This is a genomic window from Pseudomonas sp. NFPP07, assembly GCF_900115645.1.
In the GTDB taxonomy this organism is placed as follows: Bacteria; Pseudomonadota; Gammaproteobacteria; order Pseudomonadales; family Pseudomonadaceae; genus Aquipseudomonas; species Aquipseudomonas chlororaphis.
Genome location: NZ_FOXG01000001.1, coordinates 738,192 through 762,271 on the forward strand (window position 1 = coordinate 738,192; position 24,080 = coordinate 762,271).

The following is a 24,080-nucleotide window of genomic DNA, read 5'->3' on the forward strand; positions in this document are numbered from 1 at the left end:
CGCAGGCGCCGCCCTACCGGCGAGCGAAAGCTCGCGGTGTGCCGGGCACGCCGCGCTCATGCGGGGAAGGTTGTCAGCGGTCGATCAGGTGCAGGACAAAGGACTCGTAAGGCCGCAGGAACAGCTCGCGACTGCGGGTTTGATGGTCTGCGTAGTTACTGATGACCAGGCGCTGCTCCATGCGCTCGGTCATCACTCCCTCCGGCAACTGCACTTCGCAGGCGCTGCCGTAGAAATTGTTCACCACCAGCAGGCGCTCGCCCTGGCCCTCGCGCAGATAGGCCCAGACCTGCGGATGCTCGGCCAGCAGCTGGCGATACTCGCCGTCCTGGATCAGCGGCTCGCGACGGCGCAGGGCAATCAGTTGGCGGTAGTGGTGCAACACCGAATCCGGGTCTTCGAGCTGCTGCGCGACGTTGATCCGCGCAGCATTGGCCGGCACGCCGATCCAGGGCTCGACGCTGCTGAAACCGGCATGGGCCTCGGTATTCCATTGCATCGGCGTGCGCCCGTTGTCCCGGGACTTCTGCATGATCGCCGCCATGTTGTCCGCTTCGTTGTCGCCGGTTTCGCGCTTGAGGCGGTAGATGTTCAGAGTCTCGACATCGCGGTATTGGTCGATGTGGGTAAAACCGGGGTTGGTCATGCCCAGCTCTTCGCCCTGGTACACGAACGGCGTGCCCTGGAGGAAGTGCAGCGCGGTGGCGAGCATCTTCGCCGAGACCACCCGGTACTCGCCGTCGTCGCCGAAACGCGAGACCACCCGCGGCTGGTCGTGGTTGCACCAGAACAGCGCGTTCCAGCCACCGCCGGCCTGCATGCCGCTCTGCCAGTCACAGAGGATGCGCTTGAGCTGGAGGAAGTCGAAATCGGCGCGAATCCACTTCTGCAGGTTCGGGTAATCGACCTTCAGGTGGTGGAAGTTGAAGGTCATCGACAGCTCTTTCGACTCGGGCTGCGAATAACGAATGCAGTGCTCGAGGCTGGTGGAAGACATCTCGCCGACGTTGATCAGGTCAAAGCCCTCGAAGACCTCGCGATGCATCTGCTGCAGGTACGGGTGCACGTTCGGCCCGTCGGTATAGAAGCGCCGGCCGTCGCTGGCGTCTTCCGGGAAATCGGCCGGCTTGGAGATCAGGTTGATCACGTCCAGGCGGAAACCGCCCACGCCCTTGTCGCGCCAGAAACGCATCATCTTGAACACTTCGGCGCGTACCTGGGGGTTGTCCCAGTTGAGGTCGGCCTGGGTATGGTCGAACAGGTGCAGGTAGTACTGGCCGGTCTGCGCTTCGTATTCCCAGGCGGAACCGCCGAATTTGGATTCCCAGTTATTCGGCTGGTCGCGCCAGATGTAGAAGTCGCGGTACGGGTTGTCGAGGCTGCTGCGGGCCTGCTGGAACCACTCATGTTCGATGGAGGTGTGGTTGACCACGATGTCCAGCATCAGCTTGATGCCGCGCTTGCCGGCCTCGGCGATCAGCAGCTCGCAATCGGCCATGGTCCCGTAGCTCGGGTCGATGGCGTAGTAGTCGCTGATGTCATAGCCGTTGTCGCGCTGGGGCGAACGCAGGAACGGGGTGAGCCACAGGCAATCGACGCCCAGCCAGTGCAGGTAGTCGAGCTTGTCGACCACCCCCAGCAGGTCGCCGGTGGCCTGGCCGCTGTGGCTGTAGAAACTCTTCGGGTAGATCTGGTAGATCACCGAACGCTGCCAGTCTTGCATGGCGGGCTCCTTCAATGGGGTTGGTACTGGCCTTGAGGGCCTCATCGCGAGCAAGCTCGCTCCTACAGAGGAATATGCGGTCATGTAGGAGCGAGCTTGCTCGCGATGCGATTTTTCAAGCGACGCGATACCCCGGCCGGATGATCTTCATGCTCAAGCCGCAGGTCAGCACGAACGGCACCACCAGGGCGACGACCATGCCGACCACGAACATCGGGATGTACTGGGGAATGATCGAGATGAATCCGGGCAGCCCGCCGACGCCGATGGCCGAGGCCTGGACCTTGTTCAGCGAGAGGAAAATGCAGCCCAGCGCCGAGCCGATCAGCGCAGCGTAGAACGGGAACTTGTAGCGCAGGTTGACCCCGAACATGGCCGGCTCGGTGATGCCGAAATAGGCGGAGATCGCCGAGGTCGAAGCCATGCTGCGGTCCCGCGCGTTGCGGCTCATGCTGAACACCGCCAGCGCCGCGCTGCCCTGGGCCAGGTTGGACATGACGATCATCGGCCAGATGAAGGTGCCGCCCTGGGTCGAGATCAGTTGCAAGTCCACGGCGAGGAACATGTGGTGCATGCCGGTGATCACCAGCGGCGCGTAGAGCAGGCCGAAAATCGCCCCGCCGACCATCGGTGCCAGTTCGAACAGGGTGACCACGCCTTCGGTGATCAGGATCCCCAGGTGCCGGGTCACCGGGCCGATCACCGCCAGCGCCAGCACGCCGGTGACCACGATGGTGGTGATGGGCACGACCAGCAGGGTGATCGCATTCGGCACCCGCGCCCGCAGCCATTTCTCGATGACGCTCATGACGTAGGCCGCCAGCAGGATCGGCAGGATCTGCCCCTGGTAGCCGACCTTCTCGATCTGGAACAGACCGAAGATGTCGAAGTACGGCAGGCTCTGGCCCTCCAGCCCGGCCACGGCCTTGCCGTAGTTCCAGGCATTGAGCAGGTCGGGGTGCACCAGCATCAGGCCCAGCACGATGCCGAGGATTTCGCTGCCGCCAAAGCGCTTGGCCGCCGACCAGCCCACCAGTGCCGGCAGGAATACGAAGGAGGTGTTAGCCATCAGGTTGATCAGGCTCCACACGCCATCCAGGGTCGGATAGGCCTCGAGCAGGGTCCGGCCTTCGATGAACATGCCCTTGGCGCCGATCAGGTTGTTCACCCCCATCAGCAGGCCGGCAATGATCAGCGCCGGCAGGATCGGCATGAAGACATCGGAAAACACCCGCACCAGACGCTGCATGGCGTTGGTCTTGTCGGCGCCCTTCTGCTTGACGTCGGCGATGGTGGAAGCGGCCAGCCCGGTGAGTTGGCGCAACGCGGCATAGACCTTTTCGACTTCGCCGGGGCCAATGACCACCTGGAACAGGCCACCGGTGAAAAACGAACCCTTGACCAGATCGATCTGGTTCAGCGTGGCGCTGTCCACCCGGCTCGGGTCCTTGAGCGCCAGGCGCAGGCGGGTGACGCAATGCGCGGCTTGTTCGAGGTTGTCGGCGCCACCGAGGCTGTGCAGCAACTCGCTGGCGATCGTGGAGTAATCGTGGCTCATGCTTGTTCTTCCGCTTTGGTTTTTTGTTATTGGCAGCACGCCGAAGCGAAAAATACTCGTCTGTACGAGTTAAAGCAACAACTCGTACAGACGAGTTTGCCGACGTCGCTCCGAAACCCAGGTCGCAGGCAGTTTCTGCTGCGCAAAAACGGCTCTAGATCCACACTTTCCGGCAAAGCGCGCCATGCGCGACAGAAAATTCTTAAACTGCTGTAAGGTGTTTCATTGCCATTTCGACACCCGCAGTCAGGCGTTCGACCCACTCGCCTCAAATAGACAAATCCGCTCACGGCCCTTAAGGTTCCCGCCTTGAGCGCAGACGGCACAGAGCCATCCCATGAGTAAATACAACCAGATCTACAGCGATCTGCTTGCCAGCATCACCACCGAGCGCCTGGAACGCGGCGCTCGTCTGCCTTCCGAAACCGAGTTGATGGACAGCTACCAGGCCAGCCGCGGCACCGTGCGCAAGGCCATCGAGCAGTTGCAGGAGCGCGGCTTCGCCCAGAAGATCCACGGCAAGGGCACTTTTGTGCTGTCGCCGCACCCGATCGAGTTCCAGCTGGGCGGCATTGTCAGCTTCCAGGAAACCTATCCGCGCCTGGGCAACGACGTCAGCACCGAGGTGGTGGAGTTCACCCAGTTTCCCCTCGAAGGCGCGTTGCGCGAACACCTGCAGGCCGAGGAAGGCAGCCTGATTACCCGCATCAAGCGGGTGCGGCGTATCGATGGCAAACGGGTGATTCTCGACATCAACCACTTCGTCGCCGAGTTGATCCCGGGGCTGGACCGGCAGATTGCCGAACACTCGATCTACGCCTATATCGAGCAGACCCTGCAATTGCAGATCAGCTACGCCCAGCGGACCATCGAAGCCACCCCACGCACCCGGGATGACCAGCAGCACCTGGACCTGGAGGGCCAGAGCCACGTGATAGTGGTGAGCAACCAGACCTTCCTGCAGGACGGCCGGCAGTTCGAATACACCGAATCACGCCATACCCTGGACAAGTTCTACTTCTCGGACGTCGCCCGGCGCTGACCGCCGCGGCAGGCCCGCTCAGCCCAGCAGCGCCACCAGTTCGGCGCTCGGGGTGCCGACCCGCCGGGCCTCCTTGGCGACGTTCACGGATTGCGCGACCCGCGCCACTTCTATCACCGGATGCTGCAACTGGTAACCGCCCCGGGCCGCCAGCCAGCTCAGCACTTCCGCCAGATGCCAGAGCGAGGCACTGCCCTCGTGGATCGCCAGGGGGAAACTGCCGGCATGGTTGAGCATCAACTTGCGCATGTTCTGCCGGGAGACCCCGACGATATCGGCAATCTCGCTCAGGCCGACGAAATCCGGGCTGGCCTCTACCAGTCGCGCATCCGGAATGATCCGCTTGATATCGCTCAGGGCACTGAGCAGGGCCGCTTCGCCGCTTTCGGCCTCGCGGCTGAATTCCAGGGCCAGGCGCCCCGCCAGCCCGGTACCGACCAGCGCGTCGGTGCAGCCCCCCGCGCCCAGGCGCTCCACCAGCACGTCCGGGTCGCAGTCGTGGGCGGGCAGCAGGTAGTTGAGGGTAAACAGGTATTCCATGGTCATGACTCCCGACGAGGTTGCGGGACTTTCCCGCCGCGCAGCTGATTCAGCGTGCAGTTGTCGATTACCCGGCACAGCGCCCGGGCATGCTGGAGGGGATTTTTCGGCGTGCTCCACACACTGGTGATGCAGAACTCGCCGCAACGACACACCTCACTGTTGTAAGGGCAGTAGATCCTGCCCCAGGCATGACCGCCGCCGACTTCGACGCGCCAGCCCTGCCATTCGGCGTAGCGCAGCGCCATTTCAATGTCTTTCCTGGGATGAGGTGTGCGAGCCATCCATGGCCTCCAGTCTCGTCAACAATGAAAAGGTTGTCAACTGACAACCATGAAATCTTTCAACACCCGCACCGGCATCGCCAAAGGCTGCCGCAGGGCGTTCGATGAATGTCTGTCGAGGGTACACAGGCCAGGCGGACGACGATGGGCCCAAGTCTTTCCTGGTATTGCGGGAGGGCTGGAAAGCGGTTTTTTTAAAGACCCTGAAACACAAATGGCGATCGACACCCGAAGGTCTCGATCGCCATTGCTGTTGCCTGAACGATCAGTGGCCGATCACTCGGCCAGGATCACTCCCACTCGATGGTGGCTGGCGGCTTGCTCGACACGTCGTAGGTGACGCGGGAGATGCCTTCGATCTCGTTGATGATCCGGCCGCTGACGGTTTCCAGCAGCTCGTAAGGCAAGTGCGCCCAACGCGCGGTCATGAAGTCGATGGTTTCCACGGCACGCAGGGCCACGACCCAGGCGTAACGACGGCCGTCACCGACCACGCCCACCGATTTCACCGGCTGGAACACCACGAACGCCTGGCTGACCTTGTGGTACCAGTCGGCCTTGCGCAGCTCTTCGATGAAGATGTGGTCGGCGCGACGCAGCAGGTCGGCGTATTCCTTCTTCACTTCGCCAAGGATACGCACGCCCAGGCCCGGGCCCGGGAACGGGTGACGGTAGACCATGTCGTACGGCAGGCCCAGCTCCAGGCCCAGACGACGGACTTCGTCCTTGAACAGCTCGCGCAGAGGCTCGACCAGCTTGAGGTTCATTTCTTCCGGCAGGCCGCCCACGTTGTGGTGCGACTTGATCACGTGGGCCTTGCCGCTCTTGGCGCCAGCCGACTCGATCACGTCCGGGTAGATGGTGCCCTGGGCCAGGAACTTGATGTTGTCCAGCTTGCAGGATTCGGCATCGAACACATCGATGAAGGTACGGCCGATGATCTTGCGCTTCTTCTCCGGGTCGGCTTCGCCGGCCAGGTTGTTGAGGAACTGCTCCTCGGCGTTGGCGCGGATCACCTTGACGCCCATGTTCTCGGCGAACATGGCCATCACTTGCTCGCCTTCGTGCAGGCGCAGCAGGCCGTTGTCGACGAAAACGCAGGTCAGCTGGTCGCCGATGGCCTTGTGCAGCAGGGCCGCAACCACCGAGGAATCGACGCCGCCGGACAGGCCGAGCAGCACGTTGTCGGTGCCGACCTGGGCACGCACCTGGGCAATGGCGTCTTCAGCGATTTTCGATGGGGTCCACAGGGCTTCGCAGCCGCAGATGTCGAGGATGAAGCGCGACAGGATGCGACCGCCCTGCTTGGTGTGAGTCACTTCCGGGTGGAACTGCACGCCGTAGTAACGCAGGTCGTCGTTGAACATGCCGGCGATCGGGCAGCTCGGGGTGCTGGCCAGGATGTGGAAGTCTTGCGGCATCTTGGTGACCTTGTCACCGTGGCTCATCCACACGTCGAGGCCGAACAGGCCGTCGGCGTCGACGTGGTCTTCGATGCCGTCCAGCAGGCGGCTCTTGCCGACCACATCGACGCGGGCGTAACCGAATTCACGCAGTTCGGAACCCTCGACCTTGCCGCCCATTTGCTCGGCCATGGTCTGCATGCCGTAGCAGATACCGAAGACCGGCACGCCCAGGTCGAACACCGCTTGCGGGCAACGCGGGCTGTTGGCTTCGTGCACGGACTCGGGGCCGCCGGCGAGAATGACGCCTTTGGGAGCGAATTCGCGAATCGCTTCGTCATCCATGTCGAACGGATGCAGTTCGCAGTACACGCCGATTTCACGCACGCGACGGGCGATCAATTGGGTGTACTGAGAACCGAAATCGAGGATCAGGATGCGGTGGGCGTGAATGTCGAGGGCCATGATTCAGTCTCGTCTAGGTAATTCGAAAACAGTCGTGATTCAGAAACGACTCGGGGCTGAATAAAACAGCCCCGGTCATTTAACGTTTTGCTTGAAGCATCAACCTACGCGGTAGTTTGGCGCTTCCTTGGTGATCTGCACGTCATGGACGTGGGATTCAGCCATGCCGGCGCCAGTGATGCGTACGAACTCTGGCTTGGTGCGCATTTCTTCGATGTTGGCGCTACCGGTGTAGCCCATGGAAGAACGCAGGCCACCCATCAGCTGATGGATGATGGCGGTCAGGGTGCCCTTGTAGGGAACACGGCCTTCGATGCCTTCCGGAACCAGCTTCTCGGCACCCGCGGAGGAGTCCTGGAAGTAACGGTCGGAAGAGCCCTGGGCCTGGGACATGGCGCCCAACGAACCCATGCCGCGGTAAGCCTTGTAGGAGCGACCCTGGAACAGTTCGATTTCGCCTGGCGCTTCTTCGGTACCGGCGAACATCGAGCCCATCATCACGCAGGAAGCACCGGCGACGATGGCCTTGGACAGGTCACCGGAGAAGCGGATGCCGCCGTCGGCGATCAATGGAACGCCGGTGCCTTCAAGGGCCGCGGCGACATTGGCAATGGCGCTGATTTGCGGTACGCCGACACCGGCGACGATACGGGTGGTGCAGATCGAGCCAGGGCCGATACCGACCTTGACCGCATCGGCGCCCGCCGCGGCCAGGGCCTTGGCTGCGGCACCGGTGGCGATGTTGCCGCCGATCACCTGCACTTGCGGGTAGTTCTCCTTGACCCAGCGAACGCGGTCGATCACACCCTTGGAGTGACCGTGGGCGGTGTCGACCACCACCACGTCCACGCCGGCGTTGACCAGGGCGGCAACGCGGTCACCGGTGTCTTTACCGGTACCGACGGCAGCCCCGACGCGCAGACGACCTTGATCGTCCTTGCTGGCCAGCGGGTAAGCCTTGGCTTTTTCGATGTCGTTGACGGTCATCATGCCTTTGAGGGCGAACTTGTCGTCGACGATCAGCACGCGCTCGATGCGGTGTTTGTGCAGCAGCTCGCGCACGTCGTTCTTGTCGGCGCCTTCCTTGACCGTGACCAGGCGCTCTTTAGGCGTCATCACTTCACGGACGCTGGCGTCCAGGCGGTTTTCGAAACGCACGTCACGGGAAGTGACGATGCCGACCAGGTCGCCATCGTGCAGTACCGGAACGCCGGAAATGTTGTGCATGCGGGTCAGTTCGAACAGGTCGCGCACCGTGGCGTCAGCCTCGATGGTAATCGGGTCTTTGACGACGCCGGCTTCGAACTTCTTGACCTTGCGGACTTCGGCAGCTTGCTGCTCGATGGTCATGTTCTTGTGGATGATGCCGATGCCACCTTCCTGAGCCATGGCGATTGCCAGACGGGCTTCAGTGACGGTGTCCATTGCGGCGGAAACCAGTGGAATATTCAGCTCGATGCCACGGGTAAGACGGGTCTTGAGACTGACTTCGTTAGGAAGCACCTCGGAATAACCGGGCACTAGGAGAATGTCGTCGAAGGTCAGAGCTTCTTGGCTGATACGCAGCATCGCGGGGGCTCCCGAGCGGGAAAATGGAAGCGCGCCATTATACTCAGACACCTACCCGGGCTCAATGTAAAACTCTGTCTATTATCAACGGGGTGATGGATGGGGAATTTGCCGGAACACGGCATCTGTTTCGCGAACAGACATGGCACCTGCCGATGATGAATTCACCCCCCGGAACCGGCTGCCGAAATCGCCTTACAACTCCACCTTCACCCAGCTCACCGGCTGATCCAGCCATTCGGCGAACTCGTCGAGAAAACTCTGCTTGAACCCGGCTTCGGCCCAGTTGTTGAAGATGAAACCGAGGTTGGAAAACCCGCACTCCTGCAAGAACAGAAAGCCATTGATGTCATCTTCATGCCCGCACTCGGGGCAGGTGAAGTTATCGGTGCGCCCGGGCATCCAGTCCTCCAGGCTCTCGAACAGCGCCTCCCCCACTTCCTGGCGGCACTCGGCACAACCCGCTTCCTCGAGAAACCCCTTGGCCGGGGTATAGATGCAGCGCTTGGTAATGATCTCCAGGCCGTTGACCGGTTCACCGAAGGGCAAGGCCTCCGGGTGCAGCACCACCTCCCGCGCGCCTGGGGCGATCGCATGCGCCATGCGATTGCCGGTACGACCACAGGTGCTCAAGGCCTCCTCGACGATGTTCTTGCGCACCAGCCAACGCACGATCGCCCGGGCGCGGGGTTCGTGAACCGGCAAGGTGGAGATTTTCGGGACGATGATGCTTTGCGAGTTCATGGATGGGGCCTGAAGCGTTTGAAGGGAAGTCTGCGTCGCCTACTCGAACAGTACCGTCAGCGAGTCGATACCTGCCAATAAGTGTAGAAGTCGGCGTGCCTGGCAAATCCGAGGGCCCGCAGCTTAATCCCTGAACCCCAGAGGTCAAGTGCTCAGGTAACGACCGACCAGGGCAATGCCGCTGGCCAGCACCAGCCAGGTCACCAGCCGGACGAACGCCTCGCGGGACAACTTCATGGTCAGCCGCCGACCAATCCACAGGCCCAGGGCCATGGCCGGCAACAAGCACAGCGCCAGCACCAATAAAGGCAGTTGCGCATAAACGCCGGCAATGGCGAACAGGCTCAGGCGTACCACCGTGCTGCAACTGATCAATGCACTCTGGGTAGCCCGCGCCGCATCCTTGGGCAAACGGCTGTTCAAATAGATGGCATATAAAAAGCCGCCACTGCCGAACAGCGCGCCGAACGTTCCACCCACGGTCCCCATGGGAATCGCCCAGCCCGCCGCCAGCGCCTTGGGCCTTGCCTTGACCCAAAGGCTGTACACCGCATAAGCACTGATAAACAGCCCCATCAACAGCAGCAACACATCGGACTTGAGGTTGAGCAGGAAGATCACCCCCAGGGTGCAGCCCAGTGCCATGCACGGCAGCAGGCGCAACAGCTCGGAGCGATCGACATCCCGCCGCGACGGCAGGAGATTGCCAAAGGCCGCGACAAAATCCAGCAGCACCAGCAGCGGGATTATCTTCGACAGCGGCATGAACAGGATCAGCACTGGCCCGGCCACCAGCGCCGTACCAAACCCGGCGATGCCAAACACGATATACGCCAGGGCAATCCCCAGGCCGATCGCCAACCAGCCACTCGTCCCCAACGACCACTGCCCCAACAACTCGACCATGCTCATCGATTCGCCTTCCTTCTTTATCAAGGAATGACTTTAGCCAGCCACAAGCCTTGCGACTAATATCATCAAAGCCATCTACTCATCTCAAAAAGGCATGACGCGTGATTTCAACCCGCCAACTGCGCTACTTCGTGGAAATCGCCGACAGCGGCAGTTTCAGCGCCGCCGCCGAACGCCTGTTCGTTGCCCAGTCCGCCCTCAGCCGGCAGATCAAGGAACTGGAAACCCACCTCAAGACCCCGCTGTTCGAGCGCACTGCGCGCCTGCCCAGGCTGACGGCGGCGGGCGAGGCGTTCTACCCGCGCGCCCGCAACCTGCTCGATGAGCTAAACAAGGCCAGCGAACTGGCGACCCAGGTCGGCCAGGGGCAGTTGGGGACATTGCGCCTGAGCCACTCGAGCACCGTGTCCATGAGCGGCCGCTTGCTGCGCGCCATCAGCAGATACCTGGAGCGGTGCCCGGGGGCCTCGATGGATATCGCCACCCTGTCCTCCGAAGCGCAATTGGAGGAAGTCGCCGAAGGCCGGCTGGATATCGGCCTGCTGCGACTGCCGGTACTGCGCCAGCGCGAGGGCGTGCAGATCACGCCGCTGTTCAGCGAACGCCTGCTGCTGGCCGTGCCGCTGGGCCACCCTCTGGCAGCAGATCCTCCCAAGCAGGGCGTGGATCTGGCGCAACTGCGCGACGAAGCCTTTATCTCCATTCCCCATCCGCAGCGTGGCGGCCTGAGTTACCTGTCGGCCGAGCTGTGCATGCGCCAGGGCTTTTTCCCCAAGGCGGCGCGGGTGCTGTCGCGCAAGACCACTCAGTTGCAGTTGATCCAGGCCGGATTCGGCATCGCCCTGCTGCCCGAGTCGATGCGTGACATCGCGCCCGCCAGCCTGCACTTCCTGCCCTTGGCGGACCCGGCGTGCCAGAGCACGGTCGCCCTCGCCTGTCGGCAAGATCCGACACCTTTGGTCAAACAGTTCATCGAACACTTCCACAACGCTCTCACGCCCTAACCGCCGAAGGCGTATTCGAGGCCGGCAAAGGCATCGTCTCCTTTTGTTTCGATCCATGGAGATTGTTTGCCGAATGCCTTTAAACTGCGCCCCATGATTAAAGATCCCTTTGCAAGACTCGGCCTGGACCGCGAAGTCCTGACCGTCAGCCAGCTCAACGGCCGTGCGCGGGTGTTGCTGGAAGACGTGTTCAGCAACATCTGGGTCGAAGGCGAAATTTCCAACCTCGCCCGCCCGGCGTCCGGCCATGTGTATTTCACCCTCAAGGACAGCGGTGCCCAGGTGCGCTGCGCGCTGTTTCGGCAAAATGCCGCGCGGGTGCGCCAGGCGCTGAAGGACGGCCTGGCGGTCAAGGTACGCGGCAAGGTCTCGCTGTTCGAAGGCCGCGGCGACTACCAACTGATCCTCGATACGGTCGAACCGGCCGGCGACGGCGCCCTGCGCCTGGCCTTCGATGCGCTGAAGGAAAAGCTCAGCGCCGAAGGCCTGTTCAGCAGCGAACGCAAAGTGCCGCTGCCCGCCCATCCGCAGCGCATCGGCATTATCAGTTCGCCGACCGGCGCGGTGATTCGCGACATCATCAGCGTGTTCCGGCGCCGCGCACCACAGGTGGCCCTGACCCTGATCCCGACCGCCGTACAAGGCCGCGAGGCGACCGCGCAGATCGTCCGCGCCCTGAAGATGGCCGATGCCCGGGGCTTCGACGCGCTGATCCTGGCCCGTGGCGGCGGCTCCCTGGAAGACCTTTGGTGCTTCAACGAAGAAGCCGTGGCCCGGGCGGTGGATGCCTGTGTCACGCCGATCGTCAGCGCCGTGGGTCATGAAACCGACGTATCGATCAGCGACTTCGTCGCCGACGTGCGCGCACCAACGCCCTCGGCGGCGGCCGAACTGCTCGCGCCGGACGCCAGCGACCTGCAACACCGCGTCGAAAGCCTGCATCGGCGCTTGGTGATGCGCATGCGCGATCGGCTGCTGCGTGATCGTCTGCGCCTGGAAGGCATGGCCCGGCGCCTGCGTCACCCAGGTGAACGCCTGCGCCAGCAAGCGCAGCGCCTGGACGACCTGGACATGCGTATGCGCCGGGCGTTCGAGCGCAGCCTCAATACCCGCCGCGAGCGCCTGATCCGCCTGGAAACCCGGCTCGCCGGCCAACACCCCGGGCGGCAACTGGCGCTGCTGCGGCAACGCCTAGACAGCCTGGCCGAACGCCTGCCACGGGCCATGCGCGAAGGTCTGAAATCCCGTCGCCTGCAACTGCAAAGCCAGATGCAGACCCTGCATGTGGTCAGCCCGCTGGCCACCCTGGGCCGTGGCTACAGCATCCTGCTGGACGAACGCGGCCAGGCCATTCGCAGCGCCGCACAGACCCAGCCGGGCCAGCGCCTCAAAGCCCGGCTCGGCGAAGGCGAACTGCAGGTCCGGGTCGAGGACAATCACCTGACGCCTGTCACCCTTTCTTTACTGGATTGATCCATGCCGCGTTTTCTGAGCTCCCTGCTGTTGCTGTGCCTGACCTTCAACGCCCACGCCGATAGCTACATCACGCGCCTGCTGAACAAACCGGTGCCCGGCGGCGTGGCGGTGATCGACCTGGGCAGCGCCACCCAGGCGCCCAAGGCCAGCTACCAGGGAAAACCGCTGCTGGTGGTCAAGGAACAGAACAACTGGCTGGCGATTGTCGGCATCCCGCTGACCGTCAAGCCGGGCACCCAGCAGATCAGTGCTGGCGGTCGCAACCTGAACTTCAGTGTGGGCAGCAAGAAGTACCCGGAACAGCACATCACGCTGAAGAACAAACGCCAGGTCAACCCCGATCCGGCCGACCTCAAGCGCATCGACGCCGAGTTGGCCGAGCAGGTCCGCGCCTACCGCAGTTTCAGCCCTAACACCCCGAGCAACCTGCTGCTGGACAAGCCGGTGAGCGGCCCGCTGTCGAGCAAGTTCGGCGTACGCCGCTTCTTCAACGGTGAGGAGCGCAATCCACACGCCGGGCTGGACTTCGCGGTACCTGCGGGGACGCCGATCAAGACGCCGGCGGCCGGCAAGGTGATCCTGATCGGCAATTACTTTTTCAACGGCAACACCGTATTCGTCGACCACGGCCAGGGCTTTATCAGCATGTTCTGCCATATGTCGAAGATCGACGTGAAGGTCGGCCAGCAACTGGCCCGCGGCGGCGTGGTCGGGAAAGTCGGCTCCACCGGGCGCGCCACCGGGCCGCACATGCACTGGAACGTCAGCCTGAACGATGCCCGGGTCGATCCGGCGATCTTTATCGGGGCCTTCCAGCCCTGAGCCGTGGCTCCCGCAGGGATTGCGCAGGTTCAAAACTCTGCGCAATAAGATCGAGCCAGCCGTAAGCTCGACAGAATAAAATCTCGCAAAAAACCATTTTTAAGAGATTTATCTCAATTTTTTTCGACTGCTTGCCATCTTTCACCCCAGTGGTTAGGGTTGAGGGCATGAAAACCTCTCACACCCTCATTCAGCGCCGTCAACACCGAAGCCTCTGCCTCGTCAGCGCACGACTGCCAGGTTGAGTCGCGGTACCTCGTCCCCTGCTTCAAACAACACACCCATTGATTCACCGGCAGGCCGCCTCTTCTCGGCCCGGACAATAAGGATTTCCCCATGAGCATGCTCAAAGACCCTTCCTCGAAGTACCGCGCGTTCCCGACCATCAACTTGCCGGACCGCACCTGGCCGTCGAAGACCATCACCCGCGCGCCGATCTGGTGCAGCTCCGACCTGCGTGATGGCAACCAGTCGTTGATCGAGCCAATGGATGCGGTGAAGAAGCTGCGCTTCTGGAAAACCCTGGTCGCCGTCGGCGTGAAAGAAATCGAGGCCTCCTTCCCGGCCGCTTCGCAGACCGACTTCGACTTCGTGCGTACCCTGATCGAAGGCGGCCACATCCCGGACGACACCACCATCCAGGTGCTGACCCAGGCCCGTGAAGACCTGATCGCCCGCACTTTCGAATCGTTGCGCGGGGCGAAGAAAGCCATCGTCCACCTGTACAACGCCACCAGCCCGTCGTTCCGTCGCATTGTCTTCAACCAGGACAAGGAAGGCGTGAAAGAAATCGCGGTGAACGCCGCCAAGCTGTTCGTCAAATACGCCGCCCAGCAGCCGGAAACCCAATGGCAGTTCGAATACTCGCCAGAGACCTTCAGCGCCACTGAGCTGGAGTTCGCCAAGGAAGTCTGCGATGCGGTGATCGAGGTCTGGAACCCGACGCCAGCCAACAAGGTGATCCTCAACCTGCCGGCCACCGTCGAAGTCGCCACGCCGAACATCTATGCCGACCAGATCGAATGGTTCGGCCGCCACATCAACCGTCGTGACAGCGTGATCATCAGCCTGCACACCCACAACGACCGTGGTACCGGCGTAGCCGCCACCGAGCTGGGCCTGATGGCCGGCGCCGACCGCGTCGAAGGCTGCCTGTTCGGCAACGGCGAACGTACCGGCAACGTCGACCTGGTCACCGTGGCCCTGAACCTCTACACCCAGGGCATCGATCCGGAACTGGATTTCTCCGATATCGACGGCGTGCGCAAAGTGGTCGAAGAGTGCAACCAGATCCCGGTTCACCCGCGTCATCCGTATGTCGGCGATCTGGTTCATACCGCCTTCTCCGGCTCGCACCAGGACGCTATCCGCAAGGGCTTCGCCCAGCAGAAATCCGATGCGCTGTGGGAAGTGCCGTACTTGCCGATCGACCCGGCCGACATCGGCCGCAGCTACGAGGCGGTGATTCGCGTCAACAGCCAGTCGGGCAAAGGCGGTATCGCCTACCTGCTGGAGCAGGAATACGGCATCAGCTTGCCGCGCCGCATGCAGATCGAGTTCAGCCAGGTGGTACAGCGTGAAACCGATCGCCTGGGCCTGGAGATGACCGCCCAGCAGATCCACGCGCTGCTCCACAGCGAATACTTGCAGGCCAACACCCCGTACGCGCTGGTCAGCCATCGCCTGCAGGAAGAAAACGGCCACAGCGCCGTGGAAGTGGAAGTGTCCGGCAAGGGCCAGGGCGAGACCAACCTGCACTGGCGCGGCAAGGGCAATGGCGCCCTGGAAGCCCTGGTGGCCGGCTTGCCGGTTCCGGTGGAAATCATGGACTACAACGAGCACGCCATCGGCGCGGGCACCAACGCCAAGGCCGCGGCCTATATCGAACTGCGCGTGAACGGCGAGCGTGCGGTGCACGGTGTGGGTATCGATGAAAACATCACCACCGCCAGCTTCAAGGCCCTGTTCAGCGCGCTGAACCGCTCCCTGAGCCAGCTGGACGCCAAAGCCGCCTGACGGTTTTACGGCGACAAAAAAGCCCCGGATGATCCGGGGCTTTTTTTGCTGTGTATTTATTGCCCCGCTCAGGCGGTGGTATTGATCCGCGCCGTCAGCGCCTGGAGCAAGGCCGCCTGCAACACCTGCAGGTTGTTGGCGGTGATCGCGATCTGCGCCTGCACCTCCAAGGCCTGTTGTGCCTTCTGCTCCTCGCTCGCCTGCCCCTTCTGCACCCCGGACAAGTGCGACTGCTGCTCGGACAGGGTCTTTTCCGTCTGGTCGATCTGCTTCTGCAACTGCGCGACGATATCGGCGGTGGATGAGCTGAGGTCGGCCTTGGCGCCGTATTCCTGCATGTCGACACTCACCGAGTTGCTGTCTTCGACAGCGCTCTTGTCCTGCACCTCGAGCGGACTGGCCTGCTGCTCGGCGATGTTGAGCTTTTGCGGCGCGGCCCCCAGCGGGAATGGATTGATGCTCGCGGCACCGATAGTGGTCATGACAAATCTCCCTGAAAATCCTCTTACCCCTTAACGGCCCACCCCGACAGATCTTTAAGCCTGGGTGAACTCGAAGGTGTCCGCATCGAGGTAGGCTGGAAAGCGCGCGCGGTAGGCCGCCAGATCCGCGGCATTCAGGCAGACCTGGAATACCCCGTCGGCCTCACCGGCGCTGAGCAGGGTCTCGCCCTGGAAATCCAGCACCTGGCTATCCCCGGTGTAGGCAAACCCCTTGCCGTCGGTGCCGACCCGATTGACCGCAGCCACATAACACAGGTTTTCGATGGCCCTGGCCGGCAACAAACGGTTCCAGTGCTGGCGCCGCGCCCCCGGCCAGTTGGCCGTGTACAGCAGCAAGTCGGTATCCCGGGCATCGCGGCTCCACACCGGAAAACGCAGGTCGTAGCAGATCAGCGGCCTGACCCGCCAACCCTTGAGTTCGAACTGCACCTGGCGTTCGCCCGGCGTGTAGTGATCGTGCTCGCCCGCCATGCGGAACAGATGGCGTTTATCGTAATGCCAGACCTCGCCGTCAGGGCGAGCCCACAGCAGGCGGTTGCGGTGGCTGCCGTCGGCGGCCTGGATAATCACGCTGCCAGTGATGACCGCATCGAGCCTGGCGGCCTGGCTGCGCAGCCACTTGCTGGTCGGGCCGTTTTCCGCCTCGGCGAGGGCTTCGGACTCCATGGAAAATCCGGTGGTGAACATTTCCGGCAGGATAATCAGATCAGCGCCCCGGGCCTGTTCGAGCAACAGCTCGAAGTGCTCGAGATTGGCCTGGCGGTCGTGCCAGACCAGAGAGGTCTGGATCAGCGCCACATTCAGATTGGGCAAAGCACTCAGATCACGCATAGCTTCTCCGCTGCCCGACGCAGCGTCTCCTCACGCTTGGCAAAGCATAGCCTCACCAGACGCTGTCCTTGCGGTGGCTCGTGGTAGAACACCGACACCGGAATGGTCGCGACACCGTGCTCGCGGGTCATCCAGATCGCCATCTCGACGTCATTCAGGTCCGGGCGGATCTGCGAGTAGTCCACCAGTTGGAAGTAAGTACCGGCCACCCGGGTAAAACTGAATCGCGAAGGTGCCAGCAGGTCGCAGAACAGGTCGCGCTTGGCCTGATAGAAACCGGGTAGCTCTTCGACATGCTCCGGGTGTTCGGCCATGTAGTCCGCCAGAGCGTACTGCAAAGGGGTCACGCCGCAGAAGCTGACATATTGATGCACCTTGCGCAGCTCCGCGCTCAGGGTCGGTGGTGCGACCACATAACCGGTTTTCCAACCGGTCACGTGATAGGTCTTGCCGAAGGAGCTGACCACGAATGCCCGTTGGTACAGCTCCTCATGGGCCAGCACGCTGACGTGGGGGATGCCGTCGAATACCAGATGCTCGTACACCTCGTCGCTGACCAGGTAGATATCCCGATCGCGAATCAGCGCAGCCAGCCGGTCCAGTTCCGCATGGCTGATCAGCGCACCGCTGGGGTTGTGCGGGGCATTGAGAATGATCATCCGCGTACGCGGGCTCAGGGCCTCGCCAAGCTTCTGCCAGTCGATGGCGAAATCGGTCAGGCCAAGCTGTACATGCACGCAGCGCCCGCCAGCCAGCTCCACCGAAGGCTCATAGCTGTCGTAGCAAGGATCGAAGACGATCACTTCATCACCGGGCTGGATCACTGCCTGGATGGCGCAGAAGATCGCCTGGGTGGCGCCCGGAGTAATGGTTACCTCGGTGTCGGCATTCACCTGCACGCCATAACTGCGGGCGATCTTGGCCGCCACTTGCTGGCGCAAGGCCGGCAGGCCGGTCATCGGTGCGTATTGGTTGTGGCCGCTGGCGATATGCCGGGCAACCGCATCGCGCAGGGCCTGCGGGCCATCGAAATCGGGAAAACCCTGGGACAGGTTCAGCGCGCCGGTTTCCACGGCGAGCTGTGACATTTGCGTGAAGATAGTGGTGCCGACATTCGGCAGCTTACTGGTGATCATGGGTGGTTCCCTGCTGAACACCCGGCTCTACGGCGGCTCGGGGAGGTCCCGAGAATAGCCCAAACCACAGGCATGAAAAAGGGCGCCAAAGGCGCCCTTTTTCCAAGGCAAATCCTGTAGGAGCCGGCTTGCCGGCGAAGCCGCGGACCCGCTTCAATGCTTCGCCGGCAAGCCGGCTCCTAGCGGGTGACTCAGCGCTTGTCTTTGCGCTTCTTCTCGGCCTTTTTGTGGTGCGTCATCAAACGACGCTTCTTGTTGACCTGACGGTCGGTGAGCGTGTTCTTGTTGCCTTCGTACGGGTTTTCACCGCCCTTGAATTCGATGCGGATCGGCGTACCGACCAGCTTCAGAACACGCCGGTAGGTGTTTTCCAGGTAGCGCACATAGGACTTCGGCACCTTCTCCACCTGGTTACCGTGGATCACGATCAGCGGCGGGTTGGCGCCACCCAGGTGGGCATAACGCAGCTTGATGCGACGGTTGTTGACCATCGGTGGCGCGTGCTCGCTCACGGCGTCTTCGAGAATCTGCGTCAGGCGGCTGGTCGGCCAGCGGGTTACCGCGGACTTGAAGGAGTTCTGCACCGACTGGTAGAGGTTACCCACGCCAGTACCGTGCAACGCCGAGATGAAGTGGATGTCGGCGAAGTCGACGAAGAACAGCCGGCGCTCCAGCTCGGTCTTCACATAGTCACGCTCGCGCGGGTCCATGCCATCCCATTTGTTCAGGGCGATAACCAGCGCCCGGCCTGCTTCCAGGGCAAAGCCCAGCAGGTTCAGGTCGTGATCCACCACGCCTTCGCGGGCGTCCATAACGAAGATCACCACGTTGGCGTCCTTGATCGCCTGCAGGGTCTTGACCACCGAGAACTTTTCAACTTCCTCGTGGATCTTGCCGCGCTTGCGCACACCGGCGGTGTCGATCAGCGTGTACTTCTCTTCGTTACGCTCGAAGGGAATGTAGATACTGTCGCGGGTGGTACCCGGCTGGTCGTAGACGATGACCCGGTCTTCGCCGAGCATGCGGTTGACCAGGGTCGACTTGCCCACGTTCGGCCGGCCGATGATGGCGATCTTGATCCCGTCTTTTTCGCTCGGGCCCGGAATGCGCTTGGCTTCCTCGCCTTCGGCTACGACTTCTTCCTCGCCCTCTTCCGGCTCGTCTGCGTCGTCTTTCGGGAACTCGCGCAGGGCGATTTCCAGCATCTGCGTGATACCACGACCGTGAGCGCCGGCGATCGGGATCGCATCGCCCATGCCCAGCGGGGCGAACTCGGCACGTGCCATGTCAGGGTCGATATTGTCGACCTTGTTGGCGATCACGTAAGAGGTCTTGTTACGTTTGCGCAGGTGCTCGCCGATCATCTGGTCGGCCGCGGTGAAACCGGCCTTGGCATCTACCAGGAACAAGACGACATCGGCTTCTTCGATGGCCAGCAGCGACTGCTCGGCCATCTTTTCGTCCATGCCATGCTCGTCACCGGAGATACCGCCGGTGTCGATCAGAATGTAGGTACGCCCTTGCCACTTGGCCTCACCGTATTGGCGATCACGGGTCAGACCGGACAGGTCGCCGACAATGGCGTCGCGAGTCCGAGTCAGGCGGTTGAACAAGGTGGACTTGCCGACGTTCGGTCGGCCCACCAGGGCGATTACGGGAACCATGCGGCTCTCCACTGCGTTAATTCAGAAAATACAAAAGCCGCTGCGAGGCAGCGGCTGGTGCTCGGGGCAGCACGTGACGTGCTGCGAACCTTGCCGGGGCAAGGCCGCTTGGGGATCAACCCCAAGCATAGTCAAACCATTACTTGATGGTCAGGGCTTCCAGTTTGCCGCTGTTGCCATACACATAAATCATGTTGCCCACTACCAGCGGGCGCGCACGCAGACCATCGCTGTCGATACGCTCACGGCCGACGAAGCGACCGTCCACCTGGCTCAGCAGGTGCAGGTAACCTTCCAGGTCGCCGACCGCCACGTAGCTGGAGAAGACTTCCGGGGCCGACAGTTGACGGCGGGCCAGCGAGTCGTTGCTCCACAGCGCAGTGGTGGAACGCTCGTCGATGCTTTCGACTGTGCCGGAGGACAGGCTCACATAGACGCTGCCGAAACCTTGAGCGACACCCGCATAGCTGGAAGCATCGCGCTGCCAGAGCGGACGACCGCTTTCCAGGTCCAGCGCCGCTACGCGACCCTGGTAGCTGGCGACATACAGGGTGCCGCCGGACAACAGCAGGCCACCGTCGATGTCGACCACGCGATCCAGCTCGGAACGACCTTGCGGAATAGCCACACGCTGTTCCCACACCGGCACGCCGTTACGGATATCCAGGGCCACCACTTTACCGGTCGACAGACCGGCAACCGCCAGGCGGTTGGTGGTGATTGGCGCACTGGTGCCGCGCAGGGTCAGTACCGCTGGGGTGCTGTCGTAGACCCACATCTGGTTGCCGGTGGCGGCATCGAGGCCGATCACACGGTCATCCTGGGTCTGGACCACCACCACATCGCCATTGGTGGACGGCGGAGCCAGTACTTCACTGGTCACCCGCGCGCGCCACTTCTCTTCGCCGCTCGAAGCGTCCAGAGCGACCACTTCGCCCTTGAGGGTACCGATCATGACCAGGCCGTAACCCACGCCAACGGCACCGGACACAGGCAACTCCAGGTCCTGTTTCCATTTGACATCGCCGTTCATGCGATCCAGTGCCTCTACCACGCCAGTGACGTCGGCGGCGTAGATAGTGCTGCCGTCGATCGCCGGAACCAGCATGTTGTAGGTTTCGCCCTGGCCGTCACCGACCGAACGGCTCCACTGTTTCTGCAGGACCACTTCTTCTTTGAAGTCGACCAGTTCGGCAGGTGGCAATTCTTTCTTGCTGTTGCTGCTGCAACCCGCGGCCAGAACGGCCAGAGCCAGCAATGCTGCATGTTTCCAACGGATCACGTCACGCATCCCCTTTGGCCAGGTCGTCCAGCTTGATTTGTAGGCCACCGACCGCCGCTTCATCGGACAGCGCGGCCTTGGCTTTTTCGTACGCAGCATGGGCTTCGTCGGTACGGCCCAATTGGACCAGCAGGTCGCCCTTGAGCTCTTCGCGAGTGGCCAGGAACGCCTTGTCGGCATCGCCTTCGAGCAGCTTCAGCGCTTCATCGGCCTTGTTCTGCGCGGCCAGGACCTGGGCCAGGCGCTGACGGGCGATTTCGCCCAGCGTCGGGTTGGCCGGCTTGTCGGCGATGGCTTTGAGCTCGGTCGCTGCGTCGTCCAGCTTGCCGGTGTCGACCGCCACCTTGGCGACGAACAGGCTGCCGTATTGCGCGTAGGCAGTACCGCCGAACTCACTGTTGAGCTTGCCGGCCAGGTCTGCCACACGGGCTGCATCCGGCTTGCCGTCAGGCGTCAGCGTGGTCTCCAGCAATTGCTGATAGAGCATCGAGGCGCCTTGCGATTGATTGTTCTGATACTTGTGCCAGGCCTGCCAGCCGAACACGATGACCAGCGCCAACAGGCCGCCGGTGACCAAGGGCTTGCCGTTGCGCTGCCACCAGTCCTTCAAATCCGCCAGCTGTTCATCTTCGGTACTCGACACCCCAATACTCCTTATTCGCTAAATCGGCTGTTTGACAGCTTCAACCCTGCACGACGCAGGTGGCCAGGTGTGCAGCGAGCGCATCCCAGGCAATGCTTTGTTGTTCGCCCTGGCCACGCAGGGGTTTGAAACCTACCACTTGCTGGGCCAGTTCGTCGTCACCGAGGATCAATGCGTACAATGCACCGCTCTTGTCGGCTTTCTTGAACTGGCTCTTGAAGCTGCCGGCGCCGGCGTTGATCTGCAGGCGCAGGTTGGGCAACTGATCACGAACCCGTTCGCTCAACGCCAGAGCAGCCAGTTCGGCGGCTTCCCCGAAGGCGCAGAGGTAAACGTCGACCTGGCGCGAGATCTCTTCCGGGATCTGCTCCAGGGTTTCCAGCAGCAGTACCAGACGCTCGATACCCATGGCGAAACCGACGCCCGGGGTAGGCTTGCCGCCCATCTGCTCGACCAGGCCGTCGTAGCGGCCGCCGGCACAGACGGTGCCCTGGGCACCGAGCTTGTCGGTGACCCATTCGAAAACGGTCTTGCTGTAGTAATCCAGCCCGCGCACCAGCTTCGGGTTGATCACATAAGGGATACCGGCGGCATCCAGACGGGCCTTGAGGCCCTCGAAGTGCACGCGGGACTCTTCGTCCAGGTAGTCGGCCAGCTTCGGCGCGTCCACCAGTACGGCTTGAGTGTCCGGGTTCTTGGTGTCGAGCACGCGCAGCGGGTTGGTTTTCAGGCGGCGCTGGCTGTCTTCGTCGAGCTTGTCCATGCGTGCCGAGAGGAACGTCACCAGCGCATCGCGATAACGCGCACGGGCTTCGGCGGTTCCCAGGCTGTTCAGCTCGAGCTTGACCGCGTCACGGATACCCAGTTCGCCCCACAGGCGCCAGGTCAGCACGATCAGTTCGGCGTCGATGTCCGGACCGTCGAGGTTGAAGACTTCGCAACCGATCTGGTGGAACTGACGATAACGGCCTTTCTGCGGACGCTCGTGACGGAACATCGGGCCGATGTACCAGAGTTTCTGCACCTGGCCACCGCCAGTGATGCCATGCTCGAGCACAGCGCGCACGCACGCCGCGGTGCCTTCCGGACGCAGGGTCAGGGAGTCGCCGTTACGGTCGTCGAAGGTGTACATCTCTTTTTCGACGATGTCGGTCACTTCACCGATGGAGCGCTTGAACAGCTCGGTGAACTCGACGATCGGCATACGGATCTGCTTGTAACCGTAGTTATCCAGCAACCGCGCAACGGTGCCCTCGAAATAGCGCCACAGGGGCGTCTGCTCGGGCAGGATGTCGTTCATGCCACGAATGGCTTGCAGAGACTTGCTCACAAAAAATCCTTAATTCGTTCGATTAGCCGCGCGCGATCAGCGCTGCGTCGGCTTCGACCTTTTCGGCCGCTTTCTCGCGGATCAGCTTTTCCAGTTGATCCACAAGATTGTCATTCGTCAGTTTCTGCGACGGTTTGCCGTCGATGTAAATCAGGTTCGGCGTCCCGCCGGTCAGGCCGATATGCGCCTCTTTGGCTTCACCCGGACCGTTGACCACACAACCGATGACCGCCACGTCCAGCGGTACCAGCAGATCCTCGAGACGCCCTTCCAGTTCGTTCATGGTCTTGACCACATCGAAATTCTGCCGCGAGCAGCTCGGGCAGGCGATGAAGTTGATGCCACGGGAACGCAGATGCAGGGACTTGAGAATGTCGTAGCCGACTTTCACTTCTTCGACCGGGTCGGCCGCCAACGAGATGCGAATAGTATCGCCAATCCCTTCGGCCAGCAGCATACCGAGGCCCACGGCGGATTTCACCGTGCCTGAACGCAAACCGCCGGCTTCGGTGATACCCAGGTGCAGCGGCTGGATGATTTCCTTGGCCAGCAGCCGATAGGCTTCGACGGCCATGAACACGTCGGAGGCTTTCACACTGACCTTGAAGTCCTTGAAGTTCAGGCGCTCAAGGTGCTCGACGTGACGCAGGGCAGACTCCACCAGCGCCGCCGGGGTCGGCTCGCCATATTTCTTCTGCAGGTCTTTTTCCAGGGAACCGGCGTTGACGCCGATACGGATCGGGATCCCGCGATCACGGGCCGCGTCCACCACCGCGCGCACGCGGTCTTCACGACCGATGTTGCCGGGGTTGATCCGCAGGCAATCGACGCCCAGTTCGGCCACGCGCAAGGCGATCTTGTAGTCGAAGTGGATGTCGGCAACCAGCGGCACCTTGACCTGCTGCTTGATACGGCCGAAAGCTTCGGCCGCGTCCATATCCGGTACGGAAACCCGCACGATATCGACACCGGCGGCTTCCAGACGGTTGATCTGGGCCACAGTGGCCGCCACATCGTTGGTGTCGCTGTTGGTCATGCTCTGCACGGCAATGGGGGCATCGCCACCCACGGGTACCGAGCCGACCCAGATCTTGCGGGACTCGCGACGTTTGATTGGAGATTCGCCGTGCATG

At 62.1% G+C, this 24,080-nt stretch carries 21 protein-coding genes; 5 read left to right on the forward strand and 16 right to left on the reverse strand.

Going from position 1 to position 24,080, the window contains the following annotated elements; translation table 11 throughout:
- Positions 1-73: 73 nt before the first annotated feature.
- Together treC and treP are read right to left on the reverse strand one after the other, a co-directional pair.
- Complete coding sequence (treC, locus tag BM019_RS03475) at positions 74-1,723, reverse strand: alpha,alpha-phosphotrehalase (protein ID WP_092417616.1); 1,650 nt, start codon at positions 1,721-1,723, stop codon at positions 74-76.
- 115 nt (positions 1,724-1,838) lie between these two features.
- Positions 1,839-3,281 (reverse strand): PTS system trehalose-specific EIIBC component, encoded by a 1,443-nt coding sequence (gene treP, locus BM019_RS03480; protein ID WP_009045423.1) that lies wholly within the window; start codon positions 3,279-3,281, stop codon positions 1,839-1,841.
- Between the two features lie 337 nt (positions 3,282-3,618).
- On the opposite strand from treP, the gene treR reads away from it, so the two are divergent.
- Positions 3,619-4,323 (forward strand): trehalose operon repressor, encoded by a 705-nt coding sequence (treR, locus tag BM019_RS03485; RefSeq protein ID WP_007929570.1) that lies wholly within the window; start codon positions 3,619-3,621, stop codon positions 4,321-4,323.
- A gap of 18 nt (positions 4,324-4,341) precedes the next feature.
- On the opposite strand, the gene BM019_RS03490 is transcribed toward treR, so the two are convergent.
- The 6 genes from BM019_RS03490 to BM019_RS03515 form a co-directional block, all read right to left on the reverse strand.
- Entirely contained in the window at positions 4,342-4,863 is a 522-nt protein-coding gene (locus BM019_RS03490) for a helix-turn-helix transcriptional regulator (RefSeq protein WP_062824745.1), read from the reverse strand.
- Between the two features lie 2 nt (positions 4,864-4,865).
- The gene (locus tag BM019_RS03495; protein ID WP_092417617.1) at positions 4,866-5,147 is read right to left on the reverse strand and encodes a hypothetical protein; all 282 of its coding nucleotides are present in this window, start codon (positions 5,145-5,147) and stop codon (positions 4,866-4,868) included.
- Positions 5,148-5,437: 290 nt separating this feature from the next.
- Positions 5,438-7,015 carry a glutamine-hydrolyzing GMP synthase gene (guaA, locus tag BM019_RS03500; RefSeq protein ID WP_007929562.1) on the reverse strand — a complete coding sequence of 526 codons (1,578 nt, stop codon included), beginning with the start codon at positions 7,013-7,015 and terminating at the stop codon, positions 5,438-5,440.
- Between the two features lie 99 nt (positions 7,016-7,114).
- Positions 7,115-8,584 (reverse strand): IMP dehydrogenase, encoded by a 1,470-nt coding sequence (gene guaB / locus BM019_RS03505; protein ID WP_007929561.1) that lies wholly within the window; start codon positions 8,582-8,584, stop codon positions 7,115-7,117.
- 195 nt (positions 8,585-8,779) lie between these two features.
- Positions 8,780-9,328 (reverse strand): hypothetical protein, encoded by a 549-nt coding sequence (locus tag BM019_RS03510; RefSeq protein ID WP_038576146.1) that lies wholly within the window; start codon positions 9,326-9,328, stop codon positions 8,780-8,782.
- A gap of 144 nt (positions 9,329-9,472) precedes the next feature.
- Entirely contained in the window at positions 9,473-10,240 is a 768-nt protein-coding gene (locus tag BM019_RS03515) for a sulfite exporter TauE/SafE family protein (protein WP_092417618.1), read from the reverse strand.
- Positions 10,241-10,341: 101 nt separating this feature from the next.
- Here BM019_RS03515 and BM019_RS03520 point away from each other — a divergent pair, with 101 nt between their 5' ends.
- The 4 genes from BM019_RS03520 (at position 10,342) to leuA (ending at position 15,558) form a co-directional block, all read left to right on the forward strand.
- On the forward strand, positions 10,342-11,244 hold the full coding sequence (locus BM019_RS03520) for a LysR family transcriptional regulator (protein ID WP_092417619.1): 903 nt from the start codon (positions 10,342-10,344) through the stop codon (positions 11,242-11,244).
- Between the two features lie 93 nt (positions 11,245-11,337).
- The gene (gene xseA / locus BM019_RS03525; protein WP_085532247.1) at positions 11,338-12,717 is read left to right on the forward strand and encodes an exodeoxyribonuclease VII large subunit; all 1,380 of its coding nucleotides are present in this window, start codon (positions 11,338-11,340) and stop codon (positions 12,715-12,717) included.
- A gap of 3 nt (positions 12,718-12,720) precedes the next feature.
- Positions 12,721-13,542 carry a peptidoglycan DD-metalloendopeptidase family protein gene (locus BM019_RS03530; RefSeq protein WP_092417620.1) on the forward strand — a complete coding sequence of 274 codons (822 nt, stop codon included), beginning with the start codon at positions 12,721-12,723 and terminating at the stop codon, positions 13,540-13,542.
- 336 nt (positions 13,543-13,878) lie between these two features.
- Positions 13,879-15,558, forward strand: a complete 1,680-nt coding sequence (gene leuA / locus BM019_RS03540; RefSeq protein WP_007929549.1) for a 2-isopropylmalate synthase — start codon at positions 13,879-13,881, stop codon at positions 15,556-15,558.
- Between the two features lie 68 nt (positions 15,559-15,626).
- Here the strand turns inward: leuA and BM019_RS03545 are convergent, their stop codons facing one another.
- The 8 genes from BM019_RS03545 to ispG all read right to left on the reverse strand — a co-directional run bounded on the left by BM019_RS03545 (position 15,627) and on the right by ispG (position 24,079).
- Positions 15,627-16,040, reverse strand: coding sequence for a hypothetical protein (locus BM019_RS03545; protein ID WP_092417621.1), 414 nt, complete (start codon positions 16,038-16,040; stop codon positions 15,627-15,629).
- Between the two features lie 54 nt (positions 16,041-16,094).
- Complete coding sequence (locus BM019_RS03550; protein ID WP_007929544.1) at positions 16,095-16,892, reverse strand: amidohydrolase; 798 nt, start codon at positions 16,890-16,892, stop codon at positions 16,095-16,097.
- Positions 16,880-18,028: a pyridoxal phosphate-dependent aminotransferase gene (locus tag BM019_RS03555; protein ID WP_092417622.1), complete on the reverse strand. Its 1,149-nt coding sequence runs from the start codon at positions 18,026-18,028 to the stop codon at positions 16,880-16,882. The genes BM019_RS03550 and BM019_RS03555 overlap by 13 nt, the downstream gene beginning before the upstream one ends.
- A 191-nt stretch (positions 18,029-18,219) precedes the next feature.
- The gene (der, locus tag BM019_RS03560; protein ID WP_007929542.1) at positions 18,220-19,692 is read right to left on the reverse strand and encodes a ribosome biogenesis GTPase Der; all 1,473 of its coding nucleotides are present in this window, start codon (positions 19,690-19,692) and stop codon (positions 18,220-18,222) included.
- A gap of 139 nt (positions 19,693-19,831) precedes the next feature.
- Positions 19,832-20,983 (reverse strand): outer membrane protein assembly factor BamB, encoded by a 1,152-nt coding sequence (gene bamB / locus BM019_RS03565; RefSeq protein WP_009045434.1) that lies wholly within the window; start codon positions 20,981-20,983, stop codon positions 19,832-19,834.
- A complete protein-coding gene (locus tag BM019_RS03570; RefSeq protein ID WP_007929540.1) occupies positions 20,976-21,617 on the reverse strand; it encodes a tetratricopeptide repeat protein in 642 nt (213 codons plus the stop codon). Before BM019_RS03570 ends, bamB begins: the two co-directional genes overlap by 8 nt.
- A gap of 40 nt (positions 21,618-21,657) precedes the next feature.
- Positions 21,658-22,947 carry a histidine--tRNA ligase gene (gene hisS, locus BM019_RS03575; protein ID WP_009045435.1) on the reverse strand — a complete coding sequence of 430 codons (1,290 nt, stop codon included), beginning with the start codon at positions 22,945-22,947 and terminating at the stop codon, positions 21,658-21,660.
- Between the two features lie 22 nt (positions 22,948-22,969).
- Positions 22,970-24,079 carry a flavodoxin-dependent (E)-4-hydroxy-3-methylbut-2-enyl-diphosphate synthase gene (ispG, locus tag BM019_RS03580; protein ID WP_007929536.1) on the reverse strand — a complete coding sequence of 370 codons (1,110 nt, stop codon included), beginning with the start codon at positions 24,077-24,079 and terminating at the stop codon, positions 22,970-22,972.
- Position 24,080: the final 1 nt, after the last annotated feature.